This is a genomic window from Rhizobium sp. LjRoot254 (assembly GCF_964254105.1).
Classification (GTDB): Bacteria; Pseudomonadota; Alphaproteobacteria; order Rhizobiales; family Rhizobiaceae; genus Rhizobium_E.
Window position 1 is genome coordinate 975,697 of sequence record NZ_CAXUSM020000001.1, and the last position, 23,652, is coordinate 999,348.

The 23,652-nt window shown below is 58.6% G+C and carries 22 protein-coding genes; 11 read left to right on the forward strand and 11 right to left on the reverse strand.

Features of this window, described 5'->3' with window-relative positions; genetic code table 11:
• Positions 1-44 precede the first annotated feature (44 nt).
• The 9 genes from ACSQ26_RS04895 (at position 45) to ACSQ26_RS04935 (ending at position 8,961) form a co-directional block, all read left to right on the forward strand.
• Positions 45-1,079, forward strand: coding sequence for a carbohydrate ABC transporter permease (locus tag ACSQ26_RS04895; protein WP_436006824.1), 1,035 nt, complete (start codon positions 45-47; stop codon positions 1,077-1,079).
• Positions 1,076-2,101, forward strand: a complete 1,026-nt coding sequence (locus tag ACSQ26_RS04900) for a carbohydrate ABC transporter permease (protein WP_436006826.1) — start codon at positions 1,076-1,078, stop codon at positions 2,099-2,101. Before ACSQ26_RS04895 ends, ACSQ26_RS04900 begins: the two co-directional genes overlap by 4 nt.
• A 5-nt stretch (positions 2,102-2,106) precedes the next feature.
• A complete protein-coding gene (locus ACSQ26_RS04905; RefSeq protein ID WP_436006828.1) occupies positions 2,107-3,156 on the forward strand; it encodes an ABC transporter ATP-binding protein in 1,050 nt (349 codons plus the stop codon).
• A gap of 60 nt (positions 3,157-3,216) precedes the next feature.
• Positions 3,217-4,074, forward strand: coding sequence for a CoA transferase subunit A (locus ACSQ26_RS04910; RefSeq protein WP_436006830.1), 858 nt, complete (start codon positions 3,217-3,219; stop codon positions 4,072-4,074).
• Positions 4,071-4,880, forward strand: a complete 810-nt coding sequence (locus ACSQ26_RS04915) for a CoA-transferase subunit beta (protein ID WP_436006832.1) — start codon at positions 4,071-4,073, stop codon at positions 4,878-4,880. Before ACSQ26_RS04910 ends, ACSQ26_RS04915 begins: the two co-directional genes overlap by 4 nt.
• Positions 4,873-6,075 carry a 3-oxoadipyl-CoA thiolase gene (gene pcaF / locus ACSQ26_RS04920; protein ID WP_436006834.1) on the forward strand — a complete coding sequence of 401 codons (1,203 nt, stop codon included), beginning with the start codon at positions 4,873-4,875 and terminating at the stop codon, positions 6,073-6,075. Before ACSQ26_RS04915 ends, pcaF begins: the two co-directional genes overlap by 8 nt.
• 306 nt (positions 6,076-6,381) lie before the next feature.
• Positions 6,382-6,807 (forward strand): Rrf2 family transcriptional regulator, encoded by a 426-nt coding sequence (locus ACSQ26_RS04925; RefSeq protein ID WP_436006836.1) that lies wholly within the window; start codon positions 6,382-6,384, stop codon positions 6,805-6,807.
• Positions 6,808-6,881: 74 nt separating this feature from the next.
• The gene (locus tag ACSQ26_RS04930; RefSeq protein ID WP_436006839.1) at positions 6,882-7,739 is read left to right on the forward strand and encodes an SDR family NAD(P)-dependent oxidoreductase; all 858 of its coding nucleotides are present in this window, start codon (positions 6,882-6,884) and stop codon (positions 7,737-7,739) included.
• Positions 7,740-7,839: 100 nt separating this feature from the next.
• Positions 7,840-8,961: a metallophosphoesterase gene (locus tag ACSQ26_RS04935; RefSeq protein ID WP_436006841.1), complete on the forward strand. Its 1,122-nt coding sequence runs from the start codon at positions 7,840-7,842 to the stop codon at positions 8,959-8,961.
• Between the two features lie 171 nt (positions 8,962-9,132).
• On the opposite strand, the gene ACSQ26_RS04940 is transcribed toward ACSQ26_RS04935, so the two are convergent.
• From ACSQ26_RS04940 to ACSQ26_RS04960, 5 genes are all read right to left on the reverse strand, one after another.
• A complete protein-coding gene (locus tag ACSQ26_RS04940; RefSeq protein WP_436006843.1) occupies positions 9,133-10,116 on the reverse strand; it encodes a phosphotransferase enzyme family protein in 984 nt (327 codons plus the stop codon).
• Between the two features lie 169 nt (positions 10,117-10,285).
• A complete protein-coding gene (locus ACSQ26_RS04945; RefSeq protein WP_436006845.1) occupies positions 10,286-11,347 on the reverse strand; it encodes a GSU2403 family nucleotidyltransferase fold protein in 1,062 nt (353 codons plus the stop codon).
• A complete protein-coding gene (locus tag ACSQ26_RS04950) occupies positions 11,344-12,114 on the reverse strand; it encodes a metallophosphoesterase (protein ID WP_436006847.1) in 771 nt (256 codons plus the stop codon). Before ACSQ26_RS04950 ends, ACSQ26_RS04945 begins: the two co-directional genes overlap by 4 nt.
• On the reverse strand, positions 12,111-13,940 hold the full coding sequence (locus ACSQ26_RS04955; RefSeq protein ID WP_436006849.1) for an AAA family ATPase: 1,830 nt from the start codon (positions 13,938-13,940) through the stop codon (positions 12,111-12,113). The genes ACSQ26_RS04950 and ACSQ26_RS04955 overlap by 4 nt, the downstream gene beginning before the upstream one ends.
• A gap of 103 nt (positions 13,941-14,043) precedes the next feature.
• On the reverse strand, positions 14,044-14,622 hold the full coding sequence (locus tag ACSQ26_RS04960) for a DUF6634 family protein (RefSeq protein WP_436006851.1): 579 nt from the start codon (positions 14,620-14,622) through the stop codon (positions 14,044-14,046).
• Positions 14,623-14,864: 242 nt separating this feature from the next.
• Between ACSQ26_RS04960 and ACSQ26_RS04965 the strand changes: the two genes are divergently transcribed.
• Together ACSQ26_RS04965 and ACSQ26_RS04970 are read left to right on the forward strand one after the other, a co-directional pair.
• On the forward strand, positions 14,865-15,155 hold the full coding sequence (locus tag ACSQ26_RS04965; RefSeq protein WP_436006853.1) for a helix-turn-helix domain-containing protein: 291 nt from the start codon (positions 14,865-14,867) through the stop codon (positions 15,153-15,155).
• Positions 15,156-15,444: 289 nt separating this feature from the next.
• Complete coding sequence (locus ACSQ26_RS04970; protein WP_436006855.1) at positions 15,445-15,669, forward strand: helix-turn-helix transcriptional regulator; 225 nt, start codon at positions 15,445-15,447, stop codon at positions 15,667-15,669.
• Positions 15,670-15,738: 69 nt separating this feature from the next.
• Here ACSQ26_RS04970 and ACSQ26_RS04975 read toward each other — a convergent pair whose 3' ends face one another.
• The 6 genes from ACSQ26_RS04975 to ACSQ26_RS05000 form a co-directional block, all read right to left on the reverse strand.
• The gene (locus ACSQ26_RS04975) at positions 15,739-16,323 is read right to left on the reverse strand and encodes a hypothetical protein (RefSeq protein WP_436006857.1); all 585 of its coding nucleotides are present in this window, start codon (positions 16,321-16,323) and stop codon (positions 15,739-15,741) included.
• Between the two features lie 387 nt (positions 16,324-16,710).
• The gene (locus ACSQ26_RS04980) at positions 16,711-18,030 is read right to left on the reverse strand and encodes a tyrosine-type recombinase/integrase (protein ID WP_436006859.1); all 1,320 of its coding nucleotides are present in this window, start codon (positions 18,028-18,030) and stop codon (positions 16,711-16,713) included.
• Positions 18,031-18,560: 530 nt separating this feature from the next.
• Positions 18,561-19,430 (reverse strand): class I SAM-dependent methyltransferase, encoded by an 870-nt coding sequence (locus ACSQ26_RS04985; protein WP_436006861.1) that lies wholly within the window; start codon positions 19,428-19,430, stop codon positions 18,561-18,563.
• Positions 19,431-19,500: 70 nt separating this feature from the next.
• Positions 19,501-21,372, reverse strand: a complete 1,872-nt coding sequence (locus ACSQ26_RS04990) for an HAD-IA family hydrolase (RefSeq protein ID WP_436006863.1) — start codon at positions 21,370-21,372, stop codon at positions 19,501-19,503.
• A gap of 1 nt (position 21,373) precedes the next feature.
• Positions 21,374-22,435 carry a hypothetical protein gene (locus ACSQ26_RS04995; protein ID WP_436006865.1) on the reverse strand — a complete coding sequence of 354 codons (1,062 nt, stop codon included), beginning with the start codon at positions 22,433-22,435 and terminating at the stop codon, positions 21,374-21,376.
• Positions 22,432-23,379, reverse strand: a complete 948-nt coding sequence (locus ACSQ26_RS05000; RefSeq protein ID WP_436006867.1) for a hypothetical protein — start codon at positions 23,377-23,379, stop codon at positions 22,432-22,434. The genes ACSQ26_RS04995 and ACSQ26_RS05000 overlap by 4 nt, the downstream gene beginning before the upstream one ends.
• Between the last annotated feature and the right edge of the window lie 273 nt (positions 23,380-23,652).

Genomic DNA, 23,652 nt, shown 5'->3' on the forward strand with positions numbered 1-23,652 from the left:
TGGACAGCCGGACGCCCGTCGTCTTCGTTCTGCCCGCCGTCCTTTTGATCCTGGGCTTCTCCATTTTCCCACTGCTGGTTTCCGCATGGATGGCGGTAAGCCGTTTCAAGCTCATCGGCGGCGGATACCAATTCCGCTTCGTCGGCTGGCTCAACTTCAAGAAATTGTTCGTCGGTTCGGAGCAGTTCCATCTCCTCGGCACGTTTGCGGCCATTCCGGTCATCGGGTGGATAATCCTGCTGGCCGTGGCGGCACTGGTCGGCCTTGGGGTCTACAGATATGCCAAGGACAGTCCGATCACGGTTCTGGGAATCGTAGGGCGCGCGATCTCGTTTGGCCTCGTCCTTTTCCTAGCCTGGCTCATCGTATCTACGATCGGCACCGGCGGTCAGATGGGTTCGCTCTCGACCACCATCTTCTATGTGACGCTCGGCGTCTTGATTCAGTTCGTCATCGGAACTGGTCTCGCCTGGCTGTGCTCGCAGAACATCACCGCGCGGAGCTTCTTTAGGCTTGTCTTCTTCATTCCGCTGATGGTGACTCCTGTAGGCATCGCCTACACGTTCCGCATGATGGTCGACATGAACGTTGGACCGATTTCGCCGATCTGGCAGGCGCTTGGCCTCGGTCAGTTTTCCTGGTCGTCAAATCCGTGGTCAGCCCGAATGGTCGTCATCGTCGGCGATAGCTGGCAGTGGATTCCCTTCATTTTCCTGGTCATGCTCGCTGCCTTCGAGAGCCAGCCTAAGGATGAGTTGGAAGCAGCTTCCATCGACGGTGCTTCCGGTCTCCAGATATTCCGCGACATCACGTGGCCTTCGGTCGCGCCTGTGGCGGCGACGGTCGTTCTGATCCGCGTCATCGAAGCCTTCAAGATCATCGACCTCCCCAATATCCTGACGAACGGCGGACCGGGCATCGCGTCCGAGTCCCTCACTCTGCACTCATTCATTCAGTGGCGCTCGCTTGACCTCGGGGCCTCATCGGCCGTGGCGTACGTCCTCTTGTTCGTATCGACCGTCATTTGCGTGTCGTTCTTCAACTTCGTCGTCAGTCCAGCGAGGAGGACAAGCAGATGAGTATTTTCGAACCCCGCCGTCTTGGCGAAATGTCGCCCGGTATGAAGATAATCGTCTATTCGCTCCTCGCGATTTGGACGGTCATTGTACTCTTCCCGCTTTACTGGGTGGTGATCACAAGCTTCAAACTGCCGATACAAGTCACCGCCGGACCCGCTTACATTCCCTTCGTCGACTTCCAACCCTCGATGCACGCCTGGCACTACATCTTCGTCGACCTGGGAAATGACACGCTCCGGCCCTATTTGAACTCGGTGATCGTGTCGGTGTTGGCCACCGTGCTGGTCATGATCGTTGGTTCGCTTGCCGCCTATTCGCTCGCGCGCTTCACATTCCGCCCTAGGCTCCTGACCATCGGCATATTCATCGTGTCGCTGGTCTGCGTCATTGTCCTGGTCCTCGCACTCGGCGTTAGCTGGCAGATTTCGGTCGCGGCGGGCATCGCGTTGGCCTTCCTGGCGGCCCGCGCTTTTCGAAGGGTGCCGTCGCCTCATCTTGGCAACTCGGACATCCTCTTCTGGATGATATCGCAGCGGATCATGCCGCCCGTCATCGCAGCGCTTCCGATCTATGTGATGTTCCAGCAGATAGGTCTTCTCGACACGCACTTTGCGCTGATCATCACCTACACGACGGTGAATCTGCCGATCGTAGTTTGGCTCATGTACGACTTCTTCGTCACGATCCCGAAGGACCTCGAGGAATCGGCCGAGTTGGATGGAGCAACGAAGTTTCGAATCTTCTTCGAGATCATTCTGCCGCTCGCTAAGCCTGGCCTGGTCGCGACGGCGCTCCTGATGTTCATCTTCGCTTGGAACGAGTACTTGCTCGCGCTTTTCCTCTCGAGCGCCCATTCGCAGACTATCACCCTCTTGGTGTCGGCGCAGAACGCCACCCGTGGTCCGCAGTGGTGGTACATGTGCGTCCTCATCATCATCATGGTGCTGCCTGTCATGCTCATGACCCTCTTTCTCCAACGTTTCATTGCAAAGGGCATGCTGCTCGGTGCGGTCAAAGGCTAACTGACATGACGGTAAAACTAGACAAAGTCGCCAAGAATTTCGGCGCGGTGAAGGTGCTTCACGAGCTGGACCTCGACGTGAAGGAAGGCGAGTTCCTCGTTCTTCTGGGGGCGTCTGGCTCGGGGAAGTCGACGGCGCTCAGAATGATCGCGGGTCTTGAGACGACAAGCTCGGGCACGATCACGATCGGCAGCCGCGACGTCACGAACGTCCTGCCCAAGAACCGCGACGTGGCAATGGTTTTCCAATCCTACGCGCTCTACCCGCACAAGACGGTGGCCGAAAACATCGGCTACCCGCTCAAGGTGAGAGGGACGCCGCGCGAAGACATCGCGACGCAGGTAAAGGACGTAGCCGGGCAGGTCGAGCTCCTGCCATACCTCGACCGATTTCCGCGGCAGTTGTCAGGAGGCCAGAGACAGCGCGTGGCGCTCGCGCGGGCAATGGTGCGGCGACCCAAGGTCTTCCTCATGGACGAGCCGTTGTCGAACCTGGACGCGAAACTCCGTGGTCACATGCGGGCCGAACTCAAGCACATGCAGCAGGAGCTCGGTATTACGACGATCTACGTAACTCATGATCAAATCGAAGCGATGACCCTGGCCCATCGAGTGGCCCTCCTGGAAGGTGGGCGGCTTCAACAGCTGGACACGCCTGCCAACATCTACAACGACCCGGCGAACCTCTTCGTCGCCCGGTTCATTGGTTCTCCACCCATGAACGTGATCCACGGATCACTGGACAGATCGACCTTCAAGACGGCCGGGGTTGAAGTCGCGACACCCGTATCCGGCAACCTTTCCAAGGTCGTGCTCGGTGTCCGCCCCGAGGACTGCGCAATCGTCTCGCCAGACGCCGCGGACCTCAAGGCCAGCATCTACACGATCGAGCTCATCGGCGACCACACGTTGGTCACCGTCAATCTTGGCTCCGACATGTTGACGATCAAGGCCTCGAAAGACTTCGCGGGCAAATCCAACGACGTCGTCGGGGTCGCCTTGAGCCGAGACCGCCTCTTCGTCTTCGATGACGCCACTGGCTCGCGTGTCAGGTGAAGGCGATGCCGACAAGAAAATCCGCGGTCCCGAGCGGATCGAGTAGACGAGGACTCTGAAGTGCCGAAAATATGCTCTCTGCAGGAGGCAGTTGCAAACAATCTCCACAATGGCGACGCCGTCGCGTTCGAAGGTTTTACCCACCTTATACCCCATGCCGCCGCCCATGAGGCCATCCGCCAGGGTTTCAAGGACCTGACGCTGATACGCATGACGCCGGACGGCATCTATGACCAGATGATCGGCCATGGCATGGTCAAGAAGGTGATTTTCTCCTACGCCGGCAATCCCGGAGTCGGTCTGTTGCGCAGGTTCCGCGATGCGGTCGAGAACGACTACCCGCATCGGATCGAGATTGAGGAACATAGCCACGCCGCCATGGCGAACGCTTACGAGGCAGGCGCGGCCGGGTTACCCTGCGCCATCTTCCGTGGATATCTCGGAGCGGAACTCACCAGGGTTAATTCGAACATCAAGTCCGTCGTCTGCCCGTTTACCGGAGAGACGCTGGCGGCTGTTCCTGCCGTTCGACCGAATGTCACATTCATCCATGCTCAGAAAGCCAACAAGAAGGGTGACGTTCTCGTCGAGGGTATTATCGGCATTCAGAAGGAGGCTGTTCTCGCGGCTAAACGGGCCGTCGTCACAGTCGAGGAAGTTGTCGAAGATTTCGAGGGCGTATCCGTAAACGCCTGCATCATTCCCTCCTGGACGATTACCAACATCGCAGTGGTGCCGGGCGGAGCCCATCCTTCCTACGCGCAAGGCTACTATGCGCGCGACAACGCCGCTTATCTCGAGTGGGACAAGATATCGTCTGACCGGACCCTGTTCGAGAACTGGATCAAGGACGAAGTCTTGTCGGCGGCACCCGAAGACTTCGAACGACGCGTCGCACATTTGAGGGCCGCAAAATGAGCCAGCCATTCACTCCCAACGAAATCATGACCATCACAGCCGCCCGGGCGCTGTCCAATTCCGACGTCTGCTTTGTCGGGATCGGAGCGCCTTCCGCGGCATGCAATGTAGCCCGTCTCACCCACGCTCCCGACATCACGCTCATCTATGAATCCGGGACGATCGGCACAGCACCGACCGTACTTCCGCTATCCATCGGCGACGGCGAGCTTTGCGAGACGTCGGTGACGACGGTCTCCGTGCCAGAAATGTTTCGCTATTGGCTCCAAGGCGGTCGCATCACGATCGGTTTCCTGGGCGCAGCGCAGCTCGACAAATTCGGAAACATCAACACCACTGTCATCGGCAGCTACGAAAAGCCGAAGACGAGATTGCCCGGCGGCGGCGGAGCTCCAGAGATCGCGAGCTCGTGCGGTGAAATCTACATCACCATGGCGCAGTCGACCCGCGGCATGGTCGAGAAAATCGACTTCGTCACCTCTTTCGGACACGGCGAAGGTGGCGATCATCGCGCACGCCTCGGTATCGCGACCAAAGGACGCACGCTGCTGATTACAGACTTAGCGATCTGGAGGCCCGACCCGGTGACCAAGGAGTTCACCGTCATGTCGCTTCATCCCGGTGTGACGAGAGAGAAGGTGCAGGAGACTTGCGGCTGGAGGGTCAAGTTCGCGGAGGACCTGGATGTCACGCCGGCTCCAAGCGAACTGGAGCTGAAGACCCTGCGCGATCTTAAAGCCAGAACCGACGCTGCCCACAAGGGCGAGTCCAGCACCGCTGCATCAAGGAGCTCGAAGGATGGCTGAAGCATTTATCTGCGCCTATGTGCGTACGCCGATTGGAAGGTTTGGTGGCGCGCTCTCCGCGGTGCGCGCTGACGACCTTGGTGCGGTGCCATTGAAGGCGCTGATGGCATGCCATCCAGCGCTGGACTGGGCGGCGGTCGACGAGGTCATCTATGGCTCCGCTAACCAGGCCGGGGAGGACAACCGCGACGTCGCACGGATGTCGCTCCTACTCGCGGGTCTTCCGCACACCGTTCCAGGGACCACCATGAACCGACTTTGCGGCTCCGGGATGGACGCTGTCATCACCGCAGCCCGCGCGATCAAAACTGGCGAGATCGAGTTGGCGATAGCCGGCGGCGTCGAGAGCATGAGCCGAGCGCCGTTCGTGATGCCTAAGGCCGACATCGCCTTTTCCCGGCAAGCGGAAATCCATGACACCACGGTCGGGTGGCGCTTCGTCAACCCGCTTATGAAGAAACAGTACGGTGTCGACTCCATGCCCGAAACGGCCGAGAACGTCGCCGACGACTATCAGGTCAACCGCGAAGACCAAGACGCCTTCGCGGTCCGGTCGCAGGCAAAGGCTTCCGCCGCCCAGGCCAATGGTCGGCTTGGCCGGGAAATCACCCCCGTCACAATCCCACAGCGAAAAGGCGATGCCATCGTCGTCGATCGCGACGAGCCGCCGCGCGCAACGTCGATGGAAACCCTGGCGAAGCTGAAGCCGATCGTCCGCGCGGACGGCACCGTGACCGCCGGCAATGCTTCGGGTGTCAATGACGGCGCGGCGGCCTTGATCATTGCTTCCGAGAAAGCGGCCACCAAACATGGCTTGACGCCGATAGCACGCATCCTCGGCGGGGCGACGGCGGGAGTCCCTCCTAGGATTATGGGTATCGGTCCAGCACCCGCTTCGAAGAAGCTCCTGGCGATGCTCGGCCTCAAGCAAGAGGACCTTGACGTCATCGAGCTCAACGAGGCCTTTGCGAGCCAAGGCCTCGCGTCTTTGCGGCAGCTAGGCATCGCTGATGAGGACGAACGGGTGAACCGGAACGGTGGCGCGATCGCGCTGGGTCATCCCCTCGGAATGTCTGGCGTACGGATCACGGGGACCGCGGCGCTTGAATTGGCGGTGAACGGCGGTCGGTATTCGCTGTCGACCATGTGTGTGGGTGTCGGTCAGGGCATCGCGGTCGCTCTCGAACGAGTGTGACGGCGAGCTACCGACCGGCGCAGGGCCGAAGGGGCGGACCCGGCCCGGCGCGTGACCACACCGGCGCGCTGCCGTTGCTGGCGCATGTACCTTTTTCCCAACGGCAGCGCGAATTCGCCGATTACCCAGCCAACAAGGACTGAAAGATGACCAGACCTTTGAATATCGCAACGTTTTGCGGAAGCTTGCGAAAGAATTCGACCAATGCAGTGGTCGTGCGCGCACTGCCAGCTCTCTCCTCGCCTTCCTGTGCCTTGCCGTCGCGCGGCTCTTGCGTTTATATGGATACTAATATAGTATCTGCAAATGGCTTCAGTAAACACTCAATTTTCGATTGCCGTCCACGTGATGGCGGCAATCGCACATCACGACGGAGTTTTCGCGTCGGAAGTTCTCGCGCGCAGCGTGAATGCGAACCCGGTTTTCGTTAAAAGAGTCCTCGTTAAACTCTCGAAGGCGAAGCTGGCTAAGACCACTGTTGGTAAGTCGGGTGGTTATGGCCTGGCAAGAAGCCCCAATAGGATTTCGCTCTTAGACATCTACTCGGCGGTCAACCCTCCAGATGCTTTTGCCATCCATACTTATCCCGTGAGCAAGGAGTGTATCGTGAGTTCGAACATCAAGGAAGTCATGAGCGACGTGCTGGTTGGCACTGAGGAGGCCGTCCATGGGCATCTGAGACAGACGACGTTGGCGGATGTGGTGTCCAAAATCAGAGCCAGGGCCAGTTAGCCTTTTTGCCCTGATTTTTTTGCCCATAATAGATACTTTCATAGTAACCAATACCAATCAAAAGGAACACGAAAATGACGCAACTGAACGAGAAGTCTCCTGTGGCTACCGGAAACGGGCCAGCCGCTACAAAGCTGGGTAAGGATGCGCCCACCGCCGTTCTCATCGGAGTGACCGGAGGACTTGGTCACGCGCTGGCCAGGCTCCTGGCGGCCGAGGGCTTCCGGTTGGTGCTCGCGGCCCGGAGCGAGAACGACGCCGCTAAGCTGACCGGCCGCAACGACGGTTCGGCGATTTACCAGCGCGCGGACGTCACTGATCCGGCGAGCATGGAGAAGCTGGCGGCAGCGGCCTTCGAGCACCTCGGCCGGGTCGATGCGGTGGTGAACCTTGCGGGCATCTCGCCGCGCAAAGCTATTGAGGAATACACTTTGGCCGACATCGACGATCTGTTCGCGATCAACGTCAAGGGGCCCATGTTCGTGACCCGGGCCTTCCTGCCTGGACTGCGCAAGCAAGCCGGTAACGCAGTGGTTGTCCACGTCGGCGGTGCCATGGACGGCCGGGTGGCGCTGCCATTTATGAGCTCCTATGCCGCGAGCCGCGGCGCGCTGGCGAGCTATGTGCAAAGCGCCAACCGCGAGCTTGCCGGGACCAACGTAATGCTTTCCTTCTTCGGGCCCGTTCCCTCCAACACCGAGGCCGAGTCGCCTTTCTTCGACATGTGGAGCAAGCTGGGCGTCGACCTCTGCGAACCCGACCAGGTCGCGCGCGAGATTCTCGCCACCATCCGCAAACGTCGTCAAGTCCACGTCATGGGCGGCGGGACGCTCAAAATGCTTACGATCGCGAACGCCATATCGCCGTCCATTGCCGACGCGATGGGTCTGCGGAAATTTGGCAAGCTTATGCAGCAGTATCGCCCACGCTGATCGGGCGTGAGCATTGCGATGAAACGCGTGGCCTGTCAGCCCATAGGGCTGACAGTGCCTTATAAGGTGTGGCTACAGCACAGCCAAATGAAAGCATCTGATGTTCCACCTCATTTTCGGAATTCCCTGGCTGGTCGTAGTCATTCGCTTCATCCAACCACTGCCATGGAACTGGTCGGCGAAGGCATCCCTGGCGATGCTTCTGTTGGTAGCCTCGCAATTTCATCTGGTTAGTCGCCTCTCTTCAGGGTCGGTCTTCGATCCGGAGTTTTCGCGCCCTTTGGTCATTGCTTTCAATGTCCTCTTCGGCGCGATCGTGTTGCTCGCGGTGTTTCAGATCGCACTGGATGTGGCCTCACTCGCGATCATCCCGTTCAAGGGAGGCTTCGCATCTGCTCCGACAGGCCTGCGATATGCGATCGGAGCTTTGGCTGTTGGCCTTTCAGCCTACGGGGTCAGCCAGGCAATGAGATTGCCACCGCTAAAAGACATAGAAATTCCCATCGCTGGATTGCCTGCCGAATTTGATGGCTATCGGATGGTTCAGCTGACCGACCTTCACATCAGCCGTCTGTTCCCAGCCGCATGGACCAAAGAGGTCGTAGCGAGGACCAATGCGCTCGATGCGGAGCTGATCGTCATCACCGGGGACTTCATCGACGGTGACGTGGCTCACCGCAAAGACGATGTCGCGCCGCTTTCGGGATTGAGGGCGCGTGACGGTGTCTACGCAATTCCGGGGAACCACGAATATTTCTTCGATTACCAAGAATGGATGCGCCACCTCGAGATGTTGGGCATGCGGATGCTGTCCAACAGCCACGTCGTCCTCAAGAGAGGCAATGCCGAGATCGTACTGGCGGGTTTGACCGACGTGTCGGCCCGTGGGCACGGCACTCCACCGCCTGACCTCGCGGCGGCGATCAAGGGAGTTCCGGCGAACACTCCCATCTTATTGCTCGATCACCAGCCGATGATGGCCAAAAAAGCGGCCGCCTCTGGTGTGGCGCTTCAGCTGTCGGGGCACACACATGGTGGCATGGTTTTCGGCCTCGACCGCTTGATCGCGCGCGCCAATGGAGGCTTTGTTTCGGGTCGATACCAAGTCGGAGCCATGACATTGTACGTAAACAACGGAACGGCGATATGGCCTGGGTTCGCGTTAAGGCTCGGTGCGCCATCGGAACTGACCAGAATTACCCTCCGCGCGAAAACGAAGTGATTTGCAAACATAATGTGTGGCCTGAAACAGACGGTCCTCTCCCGACCCCAAAGGCGGCCACTCTTGATCTCAAAGATGACGACCGCTTGTGGCGCGTCAGAGACCTCACGTCTCGGCGCGTTTTGGCCGAAACCGCCATCCTTCATTTCATGCCTACCCGGAAAGCCGAGTTCAGAATAGACGATCGTTAAATTGCTCGGTCTCCCACGCCCTGAGAAAACCTGCCTCCCGTTCAATCCAACCGACACTGTTGCTTCCCCACTCTTGCGCTCGGGTTGCGTACTCGCCCATCAGCCAAAAGTGGCGAACTGTCACAAGCCGAACGGCTGCTTCGAAGTCGTCCGGAGTTATCGGCCGGATCGCCCGATATCCGTCCAAGAAGGCATGCCACACAGCGGTCAAACTCCGACCAAAGGAGATTTTTGCCCACAGGAAAACCGCAAGATCATAGGCGAGGTATCCCGGTCCTCCGTCATCGAAGTCGAAAAACACCGCTTCACCAGCCTCATTGATGCGCGAATTGAAGCCATGGCAGTCCCCATGACAATATATCCAAGTCAAGTTGCTGAACGCCTGGATCGCCCTTCCAGTCCGTTCGGCAATGTCTTCAAGATCGCTGAAGACCTGCGCTTCGTCCACGATTCCGCTATCGCGTATTCGCGCGATCGGTCGATGCAGCAAGTGTTCGAGGTCGAGCCGATACATCGCCCCGTCAGAAGGAAATGTCTCGGCCGCATTGTGTAGCAGAGCGAGAGTCTTTCCATTCGCCCAAGCATCGCCGACGTCGCTCGCTTGCGGTTCTCGGCCATCAATCGCCCTGAAGAGCACACTGTCGCGCGCACCTTCCGACGCTTGCCCCTGAAGGAAGAAAGTGCCATCGCGTGTCGCAATGGGCACGGCGACCGGAACTCCTGACTTTGACAGATGGGTGAGGAATGCCGTTTCGCTCTTGACGTCGGCTGGCCCACGCGCACGTCGGTGGGAAAGTCGGAAAACATAACGCTCGCTGCTGCCCGCGCTGGCAAGATAGACATCATTCAAACCGCGTTGAATTAGTCGGCAAGAAACCGGTGCTCCCAGAGCATAATGCTCATCAATGAACCGTTCGATCGACCTAATCTGGGAGGTCGAATATAGTGGATCAAAGTCAAGCATAGTGGATGTCCCGCAGGAGCCTCAGGAGGTTGTCTTTGTTTGGTAGCCAATTTTGGCGACTTAGCAAAATACCTAGTTCTGCGGCAGCCGCATTGACTGCCGTTTGCTCATAGTTGCCGTCCCGGATATCCTCGGCATTGAATGTAGAACCGCGTTCAGATCAACCGGATCAATGGGGGAGAAGCATCTGCGTTGTTTTGTCCAGTTTTTTCAACGAATTTGCGAGTTTGGCTCGCCATGAACCTCCTCGCGCCCATGCTTCCACCCAAGCCAACTCTAGCCTTCCGATCCACCCTTTTTCAGCATGGGCATTGATCAGCTCAGATGCCTGCGCCAAGTCTTTTAAAATCTTGGGATTTCCGGCTCTCCGACTCGCGGCGACGATCAGTTTATGGACAGCGAAGCGTTCTGGGGCTGGGACTGTCACGCCAATTCCGGAATCGAAGAGGACCATTGATCTCACGGGATGCTTGATAAGGAAATCTAGATATCGCAGCGGAACACCGGCCATGTGCGGCCCGAGCGAGCGGAGAGGCGACAAACGCCCTGTATGTTCGTCCGACCCCCTATGCGTCGCGAGAAACTCGACTTGAAAATCGGTCGAGGATTTGAACGACGCCATCATCGTATGGTCATTTAGGTGAGGTTTTGGGGAAAATGAAGGATCGACAGCTCGCAGAGCTGCCGGAATGTCGTCACAAGTATCATCGATGGAATTGGAAATACCGAAGTCCACAGCGATGTCTACGTCATCTGTGCGGAGTGACGCGCAAGGAAGCCGGAACCCGAGTAGCCCGCTATAAGCCTGATAGGCAACCGAACCGACGAGAACCGATCGAAGGCGAAACACACCAGCCTCGGAAAGCGCCTTCAGAACGCGACCCTCCATATGCGTGGGACTCGTCCACCCCCGTTGGCGCAGCGTCTCGGCGCCATTGCGCAGGCGGAACGTGTCGACATTTGCACCCCTTGCCCGATTAATTCGATCCTCGATCTCTGGATCGCGGCACTGTCCTGCGTAGCGCGGACGACTACGACCACCAGGAAGGGCGAAGTTCGTTTGGGGTCCCCGATGATACCAATACTCTCGACCCCCATCGCACACGGTGAAGAACTCTCCGTCGAGCGGGTATGTCGCCTCAAATTCGACGTCCCCGACGTCGCGGAGCAACTCGTCGAATATCAGGCGCTCGTCATCACTTATCGGTTGCAACCCTTGTTTGCCGGTCATAATTCGATCACCATGCCAATTTCAAAGTCCGCGAAGTTGGGGTCGCCGTAATATCCCCGCGGGTTACAGATGACCCGGGTTTCGCCGATCCAGTAGTCCAGCTTGTGATGGACGTGTCCGTGTATCCAAAAGTCCGGCCCTCGATCGAGGATCATCGTCTCGAGATCGGACGCGAATGCAGCAGAATAAATGCTCTCGGAGAATCTGGAAGCGATGGATTTCATGCTCGGGGCGTGGTGTGTGACCACCACGGTTTTCCGGTCCCTATTCGCGTCGAGAAACCCGCCCAGATACCTCCGGCTCTCCACGTGCTTCCTGACGGTATGCATGGGTCTCAAACTGGAAAACGGCCGCTTCGACCAGTTGATCGCGTGATAGTCGTTCATCAGTCTGTTGCACTCCTGCATTGCCAGGTCGCGCGACCCCATGAGCTCGAAGTCCGTCCAAAGCGTTGCCCCGGCGATCGAGACCTCGCCGAAGTCCACGGCGCCGTTTTCGAGGAAATGAATGTTTGGGTGGACGGCTGCGCGCGAAATGCCCGCGACAAGTCCGTCGGACAAGAACGACCGATAGTACTCGTGGTTTCCAGCGACGAATACTATAGGCATGTCGGGAGGAATGTGTTCCGCCAGGAACTCTATGCTGCGAGACGATCCTCCGACGTCGATGTCGCCAGCCACAATGCAGATGTCGGCTTCCGGGACCTCGAATTCCAGACCCATCCAGCCGAACTCAAGGTGAAGATCGGAGAAAATCCAGAGCTTCATGCCGACCTCCGTAGACCGTCGCGGGCGGAGACTTCGAACATCGCTATCGTAAGCGACTTGTCCGACAGCAGCGTCTGGATTTCATCTCCTGTAAGAGACTTGGCCCGCGGCAGCTCCTGGGCTATCGCGTGGACGGGGTCCAGATTTTCCTTGATCAAATCCTTCGCTTGATCGAGCGCCACATGAAGCGTCTTTTCGACACGCTGCCAGACGATGGAATTTGTCTCCCGTACGCGTCGGAGCTCGGATTCACCCCGATAAGGTTCGGATACGAGGGTGTCACCCATCCCATTGACCGCTTCCAGCGTCGTCGCGAGGCGTGTCGCCATCTCGAGGTCCGAGCCGACCGCACCCGCGGCGCCTTCGTCATGACGGCCTAAGACGACGATTTCCGCGGCAATACCCGCCAGCGCAATCAGCAATTCGCCGAAAATCACGTCGCGAGTCCTACGGTGTTGCGTCAGGGTTTCAAACCGGACCATGCCCATCGACTGGACTTGGCGGCCCTCGTAGTACGTGTCGCTTATCCTCGCATCGACGATGGTACGACCCACCGCGAGACCTGTGACGGCGTGGCCGGCTTCGTGAAGAGCGTTCGCGCGGTATGTCTCGACGGGCAATGTCCTGACGCTGGGCAACGCATGCATGAGATGATCAATGGACGTGTTCACGCCGACGGCCCTTGCGAAACGGTGCGCCTTCCGAGCGAGCACTTCCAGGTCTGCCCCGGAATTGTGTTCGGTCGCCCTTTCGATGGTCGGTTTGTGATCCTCAGCGACAGGGAAGCCGAGATAACGCTCCAGAATTCCGAAACGGGCTTCCGCGTCCGGCAAAGTGATTTCGATGTGCGTGTCGATGCGGCCTGACCGAAGGATGGCGGGATCGACGACTACGACCTCGTTGGTCGTTGCTATTACCAAGACCCCATCACGTCGATTCAGACCATCGAGGCACTCGAGGAAACCATTCACAACCCCGCGATTGTAGTTGGAATTATCAGACAGTCGCGTTTCACGACTCATCATGGAGTCGAGCCCGTCGATGAGCAAGATCGACGGAGCGTTTTCGATTGCCTCCTTGAACGACTGGCGCATGGCTTTGAGCATGTCGCCCTGATGGCCTTGAGATTGCCATTGGGCGTAGGAAGCAACGAAGAGAGGCAGGTCGGCGGCATACGCAAGTTCCCGGGCGAATTGGGTCTTGCCGGAGCCAGGCGGCCCGAACAGCAGCAGGCCACGATCGACCGAGTCCCACCCGATTTTGCCGGCCTTGAAATCGGCGATGTCCCTGCAGAATTGCAGACCCCAATCGATCGCGCCGCCGTAGCCATGCAGGCTTTCAAGCTTGCGGATCGCAGGTGTCGGCTCGATCACAGACGGAGTGGTCACGCTCTCACCGCGATTGTTCGCGCGTAGGCTGGCGATTCCCCGCTGGACTGGCACTCCCTTGCGCAGGGCGACGGCGACCTCATGTAAGGGGATGGTCGTCAGGAACTCGGCATCGCCGCGACTGATCCGCACCGAGCGGAAATGATACACGGCCGCGGTGATCAACCGGCTGTCCGGGGCGCCAATCGTCGCGAATACATTTGCCGAGGCCCTGAACACTCGCGGCACGTCGTCTTCGGATTCGAACAGGAACAGGGACTTCCTGAATTCGAGGTCCACCATCATCGCCGTCGGGTTCGGCTTGCCCTTGCGGACTTTCTGCGCGACCGCTTCGTCGTCTCCGAAACGCACAGTGCGCGTCGTCCCGGACATGAGGAGGTTCGCGGCGTTCTCGAAATAGCCGGTGAGAGACTGGTCATTCAGGACGACACAGGCCATCGAGCCGACGTCCCGCCTATGCAAGGGTCGCAAACACCGCCGGAGCGCACACCATGCGTATGCCGCGATGATCGACCGGAACTCGATGGGACCTCGTTTCATGTCATTGCCTCGTCCTGTTCGGCCCAATGTCCAAAGGCGCCCCAAGTCGGTACCAGCGCGAAAGCGTCCGCGCGAGGCCGAGCTTCTGATCGATGAAGAACAGCTGCGATGTCTCGATCGGGCCATCTCGCAGTTCAGGGTGACCAGCAACTTCCCCCCGGAGACCGAAAGTGACGACTGGGGTGAGTGCCCATTTCGAAAGGGTCGTTTCCGGGGTAAGCGACTGGAAATACTCCGGGGTCCGGAATTTCCGGAAGTCGTCCGAAAGCCTTTGAAGCCGCGCGGCGGTGTGGTCAGGGTCTGGATCGTATTTCATGGCGTTTACCGGTTGACGTTGTTGGCATTGTTTTCCCGCTGCGACTGATCTCGTCCCGGCCGTGAATGCGGCACCTGAGGTACCCGAGCACCGAGGACTCGAAAGGGTCGGCTTTTGGCATTGGGTGTCGTACGACGTTCGAACAAGGATGCACGACGGCGTGCGGAACCACTCACTCCGGAACCAGGCTTTCAGGAAGCCGTGGATGCTGCAAGCGACGTAGGTCGGCGGCTGGTTCCGAAAACTTGGATGCGGTCGCTTCATTGGATTGCTGGGCTCGTGTAGCCGCCTCCTCAACGGTGATGACGTGTCGGGTGCTTGAACGCAGGCAATGACGGCTGACCTTCCGGCCTCGTGGTTCCCGAATCATTCGCGCTTGCACTTCCCGTTCGTAGCCGGCAGAACACTCGGCGTCCACCAATTCTGATCACTTCCGTATCTAAAAGCGTGCACCATGCACAAGTTTGACAAGGGTCGCCATTGCTTGATTTGTCGTGTCTATGAGAATGTACGCTCTGTCATCGCAGATCAGGGCCGCCCGGGCGCTTCTCGGGTGGAGCATCTCTGAACTGGCCGCGAGGGCGAACGTTTCCCGTAACACAATCGGACTGATGGAGCGCAACGAGCAGGCGCGGAACTATTCGTCTCGTCAGAAGGTCGCGGAGGCGTTGGAGGCCGCCGGCGTCCGGATTTTCCCTCGCGAGGGGACCCAAGGCGCGGGTGTGCGGTTCATGACGGTGGAGGACGAAGAGAGGGCGCTGCGGGAGAACCGCGCTCCCCCAAGCCATGAACGCTGACGTTTCGGGGCGGGCTTCTCCCGGCCGGCAGCCACGGTGCATCTTGGTCCTGGGCGACAGGGGCCGCGAATGCGTCTGGACCCACTCGAAAAAGCTCCGCGTCAAAGCGGCGGAAATACCGCCAAAACCTGACAGAAAAAGCCGGCATAAACCGTTTTTCCAAGACTTCTAAGCATTCTCGATACTGTTTTTGTGCGCCGTGCACGTGTTTGACGCCGCCCCGTCGACCGGCCACGATCCCTGTCCGGTGCGGAATCCATCCGCTAAAAGGACTGGAACGGAGACGGCGATGACGGTCGACTTGAGAGGCTACTATACCGTTCGCGAAGTTTGCAAGCTTACCACGCTGTCCCGCCAGACGATCTGGCGGATGGTCGAGGACGGGCGCTTCCCCCCGCCTGTCGAGCTGACCGAGGGGCGGGGGCGCATCGGCTTCTCGATTCCCGCGGTGCACAGGTGGCTGGCTGACAAGGCCGCACGGCCGCACGAAAAACCGGATGAAGAACGCCCGTAGGACCGGGGGAAGGAGCAAGACGAGAAAACGCACGGGGACCGTACCGAAACCAGCGTGCCGAACTTCGCGTCACGTTTCGACGCTATCGAGCCTTGAGCCGAAATCAAGGGCACCGCTCTCCAGTCTCAACAGGATTTCCTCGAGCATTTTGCCCATTGGGCGCTCGGTTGTTTCGGTCCAGCGCCATGACCATGGCACCCGATGAACGGGACTGTAAGCGATGAGGCTCAGGCGGCCGGTGGGAACTCTTCTGTCAACCCACCATGTCGGTCCGACATGGTCCTTTTCCCGGTAGTCTCGCTCGCGGATGAACCGGCCATGCCCGACGTATCGCATTCGGGCCGTGTCGTACGTCTCGGTGATCGCTAGACCAACGGGCACGCCGAAGATGTAGGCGACTGTCGGACGGAGGGGCGACCAGGCTCGTTTCCTCCCGTCCGCTCCGCCGGGCCCGGTGCCATCGGTCGGTATCCGGATGAATCCCTCGAACGCGGCGGCGATCGTCACCCGGTGGCCACGTGCCTCGAGGCCGCGGTAGAGGTCGTCGGCGAGCCGGACGGCTCTGGTGAGCGCCCCTGACGAGACTGTGACATCGGCTACGAGCTTCCGGCGTGGAATCAGGGGATAACCGGCGTGCTCCACCGCCAGCCTCAATTGTTCTTCGGCGTCCCTCGCGAGCGGATGGACGATCCGCCTCTTTCGAAGGACGGGGGGCGCCGGCGCGGGCGCAGGCGGGCGCGTGGTGCTTTTGCGGAGAGCGCCCGGCTGCCGCACGATCGGTTCTCCTTTGCGCCAGCAACGCGGGGTCCCCGGAGGGGCTTGAGGCAAAGCGGCGCGCGGCGGCGCCCGTCCGACTTCCAGCTTCTGCCAGTACCCCCTTGGAGGTCGCGGGACGGCCAGGCTCCTGCAGACACGTACGAGATAGCTGCCGGAGACGCCCAGCGTACTGGCGGCTCTCGATGCCGGTTTGCTCCATAAGAGTTCGTAAAGGTCTTCCCGGCTGATCATAGCTGTTCCTCCGCCCGATCGACGATCCCCGTCTCAGTCTTCTTCCAGCGGGTCGTCCACGAAGTCGTCCACCGACCCGTCGACGATCGCCGCGAGGCGCTCGGCATAGCGGTTGAGCGCTTGTCGGGACTGGGGCAGGTAGGTGTACTGGTTGTAGATCGCGTCGATGCCTTTCTTACGATGGGCGAGAATCGCTTCCGCCACGGGTTTGGGAACTTCGAGCGCCGACAGCGCCGATCGCACGATACGGCGATCGTCGTGTATGACCCACGACGAGACAGTCGCGTCGGGATCGATCTCCCACAGCCTAATCTGCATCCGCTCGCGGAAGATTTCCGTCGCATTGGACAGACCGTTGATGGGCATCTGCCCGTTCGTCGTACTGAAGATGCAGTCGCCGTGCTTCTCCTCCTGGGCCTGCCGAATGCTCCTGAACAGCGCGAGCAAACGCTTGCCCAGCGGCACGAGATGTATGAAGACACCGGCGTCGGTGCTCTTGACGCGTACTTCCGGTACGGTCCACAGCCTCCGTTCCCAGTCGATTTCCGACCAGCGCGCGCCCACCATCTCTTCGCGTCGCACGCCGCTCAGCAGGACCGCTTTAAAGAACGGGCCGTAAGGATACGGCGTGTCGTCGGCCGCGCGCCAGTACGCGCGCAACTCGTTGCCGCGGAGCATCGCGGTGCGGTGTTTCCCTGTCACCTCAAGATGCTTCGGCGTCGCAGCCGCGAGGGGATTTTTTGTCGACAGGCCGTAGCCTCTCCGCCGTTGCGGGGACATAGCCCAGGAATAGAAGCCCCGCAGCAACGAAAGCACGTTGCGCGCCACGGCGGGCGCGGGTCTGTCGCGCACTGCGATGACGATGTTTCCCAGGTCTTCGTCCGTGACCTTGATGATCGGCTTGTCGAGTATCGCGCGGTGCGCGGAACAGAGGACGTTGTGCTGCAGCGTCGCGATATCGGCCGCCGCGTGGCGGTTGCGGGGCCTCGTCGGGATGTAGACGATGTAGTCTTCCAGGACCGACCGGAGGGTGCGCCGTCTTTCGATCGCGATCTCCCGCTTCGCCAGCAGTTCCTGCGCCCTGGGGTCTAGACCCCTGTCGAGGTCCTCCTTCCATTTCCGCGCTTTGGCGCGGGCGGCCTCGAGTGGCATTTTCGGAAAGTCGCCGAGGGTCTTGCGGGTGGGATTTTTCGCGCCGGCGAACCGGGCCAGAACGACGTATTTCTTGCTTCGGGCGCCGACCCGCACGAACAGGTGCGGGACGGCCACGTCCGGAACTTCGTAGCGGCGGCCTTTGGGCGCGAGCGTCAGCGACTCTATCTTCTCCTCGGAAAGCGGGCGTGGGCGGGTCATGGAACGGCCTTTCGTGGGCAACAGGGTGGTCAACAAACTGCCGCGGCGGTCTCCTTAGCGGGATTGAGGCTGATGGAAGCGCGTGGACGGGAAAAGGTCAATGCTGTCAGACGGTTCGATACCGAATGATACAACATGCAACACCATGTTACCGACGCGCCGTCCGCCTCATAACCGCTTGGTTGGGGGTTCGAGTCCCTCCGGGCCCACCATCGCGCTTTTAGTCGCCTTTGTTCCAACATTGGCGTTTTCTGCTGGGCGGCTTAGGCTTTAGCGTAGATTGATCTTCTGGCGTCGCCCGCCGCCTCGCTCATAGTTCCGCTGCTGTCGCACGCCGCAGGTCGCATTTCATGGCTGAGACTTCAACCTGATTTCGATTTGTCCCTTCGTTTAGCGCGGGAGAGTCAGCGCGGCAGCCGGCATCCCTGGGTCGCCCCAAGGCCGAGCCATTTGCTTGTCATGATGATGATCCTTGAAAAGAAAAGGCCCGCTGAAGCGAGCCTTTGTGGAGGTATTCGACGCGCGGTGACCTATTTACTCAGCAGCAACGCGAAGCGATGCAAACCCAACTGAGCGCTGTGGATCGACCAATAATTTACGAACCTGATGGCGCTGCCGAACTTGTTTTGCAGTCCAGCGATGAAGTCCCACGACAGCTCGGTGAATACGAGCGAGCCCCCGCCCAGGGGATTGCCGTGAAACTCTGCCGGCTTGACATGCTGAATGGTTCCGTCCGGAGCGATCCTCGACCTGACGACGCTCTTGTCCGTCTCAGCGAAAAACGGAAAAGTGACTATTCCCAAACCGTCCGGTTTCAGCACTCTCAACAATTCTGATATCGCCTCGCCGGGAGTGTTCACATGCTCCAGGACATCGAGCGACATTACGACATCGAAGGTGTTATCCGGGAATGTCAGCGCATGCACGTCCTGATGCTCGATGCCGTCGTATGTCTCGCCTGGCACCTTGTCCGCCCCGAGCCACTCGCTCCCCACACAGTCGAAGCCGTTGGCAAGCAACGACTGGAAAAGGTGCGTCTTCTTCTCGGTCAGATAGATTTTCGGATTCGCGGTCTTTTCCGTGTACCCACGCAACTGCTCACAGGCGAACCGCATGCGTGCATTGATGCGGCAGACGGGGCAGACAACGCTTTCGCTGAACGCGATGGCCACGTAGCCTTCCGGCGTTATCCTCCCGTGTTTTCCGCTGATCTCCATCTGCTGAAATCGGTTGCAGCAGCCGCAATAGGCGTGGACCGAGCATGGAAATGGATATTTGACGAGACCGTTTTCGGCGTCGACGCGCGTCCTCATGAACGGGCTGGACCTGAAGATATTCCAATCGGCCCGACTTGGAACGTCCACGACCTCGCTAACAGGAACCGAAAACATAGCAACCATTCATAGCATCCTTAAATTGCATTGCTGGAGTGGTCTAACACCGTGATCCTTTTTTGCTACCTTGGCACGATCATGAAAAATATGGCTCATCGCCGAGCGAGCGGACGATTGGCGCTACGAGTTTCCAGTTGTTCCGGTCGGGACGGCCCTTAAGAACACCCATCCATCTCGCCTTGTCATACATCTTAGCTGCGAAGAAGGACGTAACGCCGAAATTCGTTGGATTTTGGACGTCGCTCACAACGTTGTCTCCCACGTGACAAATGCCGGCGCCTTCAGACTTCACGACGTGCGCCCAAAGATCTCCGCGATCCTTGCGCTTCCCGAGCTCAGACGAAAGGTAAAACTCGCTAGGCCCCTGAATCTTGAGCGCGGTCATCACATCCTTGATAAAGGCCCGATTGTAGAAGGTGTCGGACACGATGATCACACGCTTCCCTTCGGCCAAGAGACCGTCGTACAGCCGAACCAAGGCCTCGCGTCGCTCGAATATCGATATGTCTGCGCGCGCTTCTTCGTGAAGCCATTCAAGGGCGTCATCAAGAGAAACCCCATCGAACCGGGTCATTTCTCTCGCTATTTCGAGGAATCCCACATCCCCTTGCCAGTTCTTTCGCTCGCGCGCCGCCAGTTCGGACGCATTGCGATACGCCCGGTAGTCGGCATGTTCGCCGAACGAGCGATCCGATAGGCGCTCGGAGATGAGGATCTTGGCCTCCTCAACCTCAGCCGCATTCCTCGCTATGAGCGTATCGAAGAAGTCGAACGAGCACACCTCGGCGTCAGTCATCGCGTTGTTGAGGTCGCTTCTCTTCAGCTTTTCGTAGAGCCGGAGCCACTGGTTATTGTCGGCATAAAGCAGCCCATGGCGCGGAGAATATTTGAGAAAGCGACCGCCATTTTCAGCGGCGACCAGGCCAAGGAGCCGCTCAATCGCGTGATGGATCGTCCCGTCGATTTGCCCGGCTTCCTTGTCGAAACTCTCAAAATCCAGATTGAGGCCCAGCAATCGCTTCAGGACGCTACCCCGGGTCCAGAACATCCCCCCAACGGGATAGTCGATGAACTCTCCCCCGGTCGAAACCTCCAAACGCTGGGCTAGGCTTCTCAATTTGTCCGAATTACTCAGTTCGTGGAGCGCCCAAAAAGGCAAATCGTAAAAGATCTCAGATGAAACTATGTTCAGTTTTTCGTCCGAGAGGAACGCCTTAATCACACCCTCGGCGTAATCCGGAGTTCCCAGCACGCCGGAAAACAGGTGGTTGCTCCACTCTCGCTTTTCGCTGCCGGTGTACAGCGACTTCTTTGTGTGCACGTGGCCGACCAGATCGTAGTCGGCCAATTGGCGTCCAAACGTGACCAGCAGAGGCGCGATGTTGCGACCCCGGTTCGGGACAACTTCAACCGACAGATGTCCCTGTTTCGACGTCGCGAGCGCTTCCAATGCCTCCTCTTTGGCAGCATCGCTCCTGCAACTGATGAAGAGGTCGAACGGATAAGGGAACGCGTCTAGGCGCTTCACCAGGAGCGGTAGATAATCTTCGTAGAACAGGTGGACCATAATGGCGATGCGCACATTACGAACACGCTGTTTGCTGGCGCAGAGTTCACTGATGGTCACGGCGTCCTGGTAGCTCGGGGCGGAGAGCGGCGCCACCTTCCTGCCCTCTTTCGCTCCATGGGCGAGGAAATGCACAAACGGATGGTATCCGCTTTCCCTCACGTCCGGATTGCTCGCGGCATACGCCCAGGCATCGAACCTTGGGTTCGGTGTCCGGTAATCCAAGGCCGAGTGGGCCACGAAATGCTCAGCGGCGGTCTGGCGGTCTGCGGCGCCTTTCATGTACGATGTCGAATAGAACTGGTGATCAAAAGCCTTGTGCTTCACCAGCCCACGGATGATCTTTGTGCGCTCGGATTGCGCTCCCTTCACGACCTTCATGTCAAAGCCCCGGTAAGAATTCGAATGGTTTGACCTTCCCGAAGCCACTGATCGAGTCATCAATTTCGAACAGGTTGCGAAGCGCAGTCATCTCCTCCGACCCATCAAAACGAAGGATGAGGTCATAGAGCATCCTTACGTCGACGAGATCGCTCCACGCCTCTCCCGACATTCCCGCCCGGACGAAGTCCGTGATGTGTTGACGGACGCCGGCGATTATCGCCTCGAGAACATAGAATTGTTCCCGATTGGGCACGAAATCGTCATAGACGAAGCATTCGCTCCTGGCGCCGTAGGGCTTAATATCCCTTAGAGTTCCCCAAGGTGCCGTCAGCAGGCTTTCCAGCACCATCGAGAAATCGATGAGAGGATCCTGCTTCCCGAACTCCGCTTCGTTAGACCAATACCCATTGCCGATATGGGACCCGGGCGGCGCATGCTGGTTGAAGCTCTTGGATTTGTAAAAATAATACCCGATCGTAGGCGCCCCCGTTAGAGCACCGATGCACTTCTGTATGGTGCCGGAAAACCCGACGTCGACAAAGCGCTGTTCCCCGTCACCCACAAGCCCATTGAGGTAGGCAAGATAGGCGCCGCGCTTCTTTGCCGTCTGCTCGCCGATGATCTTTGCGTTCTTCTCGATGAGCCCCATGACGAGGTCAGCATCTCGCGGCAACTCGATGCTGGCATAGCCGAAGCTGCCGCTCAGCCGGTCTGAGTCCGACTTGTTGAGAAAATAGCGATCCGAAAAGAAGCTGGCGACTGTCCCGCGATACCAATGGGCCAGGGTGAGATTGACATGCTCCGTGTTGAGCAGCAACTTGAAAAGGAAGCTCCGTGAAGCGTTCAGATAGAGATAGTTCTGCTCGGACCTTATCTGCCGCTCGGCCCGCAGATGATCGGCGAGAGCCCGGAGGAAGTAGCCCTCCCGGCCGATGAACAAGAGAGGCCCGGTTGGGTTTTGCTCCGCCTCTGTTACGATCCAGTCAAGCGCCGGCGAGATAATCGGGCCGAACAGTCGATACCCGAGCGAATGGAATTTCGAATACCCGGGAAGGATCATGGCTGACCTCCCGCGTCGAACGACTGAACGAGGAGGCGCGCGAAGGCCTGAAACGTTGCGTCATTCATGATTGCATGGTCATGATCGCGTGCGGTCCCCTCGAATAGCACTTCGCGACCGAGATACTCTCTTGCGATCCTCATGTTGGACCGGTCAAAGACCCTGTCTATGAAAGCCCGTTCGTCACGAGTAAGGGGAAACCCTTCAATCCCAACGCCTTTGGCATTCTCCATGACATGCGCTACAAATTGCTCTCTTATCCCAAGCCTTTCGACAGAGTTGCGAAAATCGAAGGTTTTCGCCAGCGCCGCGGTCGCCAGATCGGATGGCGATGTGTTTGGCCGCTGCTGGAACTCGAAAACCGGCAGTTGAGCGACTGAAGCGAATTCCTTGATCAAGGCGTCGGCAGAATACAAGACCACGTCCAGCTTCGGCCGATGCAGCACCGCAGCGTTCTTCCATTGAGATATGGAGGTTTCAAAGTCCAGCCACCGGATGTTCTCGAGAAACAGGTCCAGAATGCTGGAATTGAAATCTAGGCTCGCATCCTTAAGTAGCTGCTTATAGAGTGAGACCAATATCTCGCTCTGGGGACGCAGGGTGAAGATTACGCCGATCTCATCAAACGCGTCGAACAGTCGATCAAAGGCCGGAATCTCGAAGTAGTTTGGCGAAAGCTCGCTCGATATCACCACGGTCTGGGCGCCGCTGCTGCTTACCTCCGCGAGGATCTCGTTTAAAACCTGGTCGAGAGGACTGGAAAAGTCCAGGCCCGCCCTAGGCGCCGCGGCCAATGCAAGCCCGTGATGAGCATTGTCTATGAACCGCCCCGCCTTTGGGTAGAGGACTCCTTCCTTCAGATAGCGGTCATAAAACGTCGCGAAATAGGTTTGAAGCGCGCTTGTCCCGGTCTTCGACCATCCTGGGTGTAGCAACAGTCGCACGGCATGAATCTCCCACTCGATTTGCAGAGTGGGTATGACATTTGCTCGGCTCGTTCAAGCCTCGTCGCTGATAAGCGTTACCCCTTTTCCTTCCAGCCATCGATGATGCATTGCAATTTGAACCCCATATTGAAAATGTCATCGATCGCGCCGCCAACAACGCTCGCGGTCTGTTGAGCAATCGCTGGGTCCCGTTTCCAGAATTGGTTCCAACATTCAATAAAATACCATTGTTTTTATTTCATAAATTGTTGCTGACCTTCCCCCAGGCTC

Coding starts and splice junctions, on each gene's coding strand:
- ACSQ26_RS04900 (WP_436006826.1), top strand. CDS start 1,076: ATGAGTATTTTCGAACCCCGCCGTCTTGGCGAAATGTCGCCCGGTATG.
- ACSQ26_RS04905 (WP_436006828.1), top strand. CDS start 2,107: ATGACGGTAAAACTAGACAAAGTCGCCAAGAATTTCGGCGCGGTGAAG.
- ACSQ26_RS04915 (WP_436006832.1), top strand. CDS start 4,071: ATGAGCCAGCCATTCACTCCCAACGAAATCATGACCATCACAGCCGCC.
- pcaF (WP_436006834.1), top strand. CDS start 4,873: ATGGCTGAAGCATTTATCTGCGCCTATGTGCGTACGCCGATTGGAAGG.
- ACSQ26_RS04925 (WP_436006836.1), top strand. CDS start 6,382: ATGGCTTCAGTAAACACTCAATTTTCGATTGCCGTCCACGTGATGGCG.
- ACSQ26_RS04930 (WP_436006839.1), top strand. CDS start 6,882: ATGACGCAACTGAACGAGAAGTCTCCTGTGGCTACCGGAAACGGGCCA.
- ACSQ26_RS04935 (WP_436006841.1), top strand. CDS start 7,840: ATGTTCCACCTCATTTTCGGAATTCCCTGGCTGGTCGTAGTCATTCGC.
- ACSQ26_RS04940 (WP_436006843.1), bottom strand. CDS start 10,116: ATGCTTGACTTTGATCCACTATATTCGACCTCCCAGATTAGGTCGATC.
- ACSQ26_RS04945 (WP_436006845.1), bottom strand. CDS start 11,347: ATGACCGGCAAACAAGGGTTGCAACCGATAAGTGATGACGAGCGCCTG.
- ACSQ26_RS04950 (WP_436006847.1), bottom strand. CDS start 12,114: ATGAAGCTCTGGATTTTCTCCGATCTTCACCTTGAGTTCGGCTGGATG.
- ACSQ26_RS04955 (WP_436006849.1), bottom strand. CDS start 13,940: ATGGCCTGTGTCGTCCTGAATGACCAGTCTCTCACCGGCTATTTCGAG.
- ACSQ26_RS04960 (WP_436006851.1), bottom strand. CDS start 14,622: ATGAAGCGACCGCATCCAAGTTTTCGGAACCAGCCGCCGACCTACGTC.
- ACSQ26_RS04965 (WP_436006853.1), top strand. CDS start 14,865: ATGTACGCTCTGTCATCGCAGATCAGGGCCGCCCGGGCGCTTCTCGGG.
- ACSQ26_RS04970 (WP_436006855.1), top strand. CDS start 15,445: ATGACGGTCGACTTGAGAGGCTACTATACCGTTCGCGAAGTTTGCAAG.
- ACSQ26_RS04980 (WP_436006859.1), bottom strand. CDS start 18,030: ATGACCCGCCCACGCCCGCTTTCCGAGGAGAAGATAGAGTCGCTGACG.
- ACSQ26_RS04985 (WP_436006861.1), bottom strand. CDS start 19,430: ATGGTTGCTATGTTTTCGGTTCCTGTTAGCGAGGTCGTGGACGTTCCA.
- ACSQ26_RS04990 (WP_436006863.1), bottom strand. CDS start 21,372: ATGAAGGTCGTGAAGGGAGCGCAATCCGAGCGCACAAAGATCATCCGT.
- ACSQ26_RS04995 (WP_436006865.1), bottom strand. CDS start 22,435: ATGATCCTTCCCGGGTATTCGAAATTCCATTCGCTCGGGTATCGACTG.